Source organism: Acetobacterium sp. K1/6 (assembly GCF_034438075.1).
Taxonomy (GTDB): domain Bacteria; phylum Bacillota; class Clostridia; order Eubacteriales; family Eubacteriaceae; genus Acetobacterium; species Acetobacterium carbinolicum.
Map to the genome: position 1 here is coordinate 1 of NZ_JAXQGA010000060.1, position 2,162 is coordinate 2,162.

Consider the following 2,162-nt stretch of genomic DNA (forward strand, 5'->3'; position numbering starts at 1 on the left):
TGTCAATACCGTTTTAAAACTTCCCAAAATAAACGGTAAAAATTACCCATTAGCATCGTTCGATTCGTTTTCATATAGGCTGACATCATAAAAGCCAGCCTTTTTCTTTTCCCTAATCCGATAGCTGTCACCTTTGATATTGATCGTTGTGGAATGATGCAGCAGTCGATCCAGGATCGCCGTTGCAACGACATTATTTCCGAACACATCACCCCAACTACCGTAGGACTTGTTGGAAGTCAGAATGATTGAGCCTTTTTCATAGCGATTGGAAACAATCTGAAAAAAGTAATGAGCCACTTCATCATCCATGGCCGCATAGCCAACTTCATCAATAATCAGGATATTGGGTTTATTCAGTGTTTTAAGTTTGCGATGAATGCGCCCGGAAACAATATTTTCCTGAATCATTGAAATCAGTTCATGTGCACTGAGAAAATAAGCAGTATAGCCACTTTTGATCGCACAAACCGCCAGACCTACGGCCAGATGAGTTTTGCCAACGCCGGGCGGGCCCAAAAACACGACATTTTCGGAACGTTCCACAAAGGCGAGCGTTTTCAGTTCATTTACCTTACGCTGATTGGCACTGGGCTGGAAATCAAAGTCAAATGAATCGATGGCCTTGATATAGGGAAATTTTGCAAGTTTCAAGTTCGTCGTAGTTGTCCGTTCTCTTTTTGCATCAATTTCTGCCCAAAGCAGCTTGTCCAGAAACTCCAAATAGGATATACTATCCTTGGAAGCTTCTTCAGCATGGTGGTCATAAACGGCGGCCATATGCGTGAGATTCAGACGATCAAAAGCTTCCTTCAGGTGATGGGTTACCATATGGTCACCTCACTGACTAAAGAATCATAGACTGCGAGCGGTCTTTGATGCACTTTGGGCGATTGATCTGGAATCATAAGCGGTGCTTTGCGGGCTTTGGCTTTATGGTTTTGACTGTTCAATCCTTCAAAGTGCTTTTTCATTTTTTGAACCTGATGTTTTTGAGCCGGTTTCCGGTAACCTTCAATCAAAGCACCAGTTTCATCATAGATTTCAATCGTTCCATTTCTCAGATCCCGCACACCGACACGGTGACCAACAAAGCGGAAGGGAACGGAAAAATAATTGGACTGATAACTGATCATACAATCATTCATGACCTTCCTGCTGACCAGATCCACAGAAAGAAACGGTTCGGTATTAACGGGTTTCAGCTGTTCTTCCTTCAGTCTATCACGGGGAATTTTGTGAATTGTCTGATGAAGCCTGACGTTACATTTCGTATCCAGCCAGAGTCGAGCCTGTTCATTGAGGTCAGTTAGATCGGAAAAGCTTTTGACTCTGGGCCAGAAGTTGCCGCGTACATATCGGACCCCGCGTTCCACCTTGCCCTTGGAACGGGGCAGATAAGGCCGATGCCGAACCGGAATAAAATGGTGATGCTCGGCAAATCGCAAAAACCGCTGATTCCATTTATCGTTGCCGGTTTTGTGACTGTGGGCAACAACAGTTTTCATATTGTCATACAGAATGCTCTCTGTTACACCACCAAAATAGGCAAATGCCCGTTCATGGCAACCGATTAATGTGTCAAATTTCGAACTCTCCGTAAACTCAAGATAATAATTTCTGGAATGCCCTAAAACCATGATGAAGGCATACAATTTTTTGAGCTTTCCATCGGGCATCGTGACAACGAATTCTCCCCAGTCAACCTGGGCCTGTTTGCCAGGGGGCGTTTCATAGCGGATTGATGCTTTGGCTAACACTTTTTCGCGATATGGTTTCATGAATTCCCGAAGAATCGTCATTTTCCCCTGGTACCCGTCGGCTGCAATTTCATCAAAAATCACAGCGGCATTGACACAGCCTTCATTCATTCGTTCCAGGATATAATCTTTAAACGGATCAAGCTTTCCTTGCCGAAACTGACGTTTCCGATATGCTGGCGGTTCGTTGTGCTTAAGCCAGTTGCTGACCGTTTTTCGATCAACACCCATTTCTCTGGAAATCTGCATGATTGACATTCCCTTGTTCTTTAAACATTTGATCATGTAATACTCCTCAATTGTAATCATTCGGTTGTCCTCCTTATCTTTAAGAAGAAACATACCGTGTTTTTGGGGAATTTTCAACCGTTTATTATGGGTATTTTAACACCGATTTTGACA

The 2,162-nt window shown here is 43.5% G+C and carries 2 protein-coding genes; both read right to left on the reverse strand.

Going from position 1 to position 2,162, the window contains the following annotated elements:
• Positions 1–42: 42 nt before the first annotated feature.
• The gene (gene istB, locus U2P91_RS17805; protein WP_111887536.1) at positions 43–831 is read right to left on the reverse strand and encodes an IS21-like element helper ATPase IstB; all 789 of its coding nucleotides are present in this window, start codon (positions 829–831) and stop codon (positions 43–45) included.
• Positions 825–2,069 (reverse strand): IS21 family transposase, encoded by a 1,245-nt coding sequence (gene istA / locus U2P91_RS17810; protein WP_111887535.1) that lies wholly within the window; start codon positions 2,067–2,069, stop codon positions 825–827. The genes istB and istA overlap by 7 nt, the downstream gene beginning before the upstream one ends.
• Between the last annotated feature and the right edge of the window lie 93 nt (positions 2,070–2,162).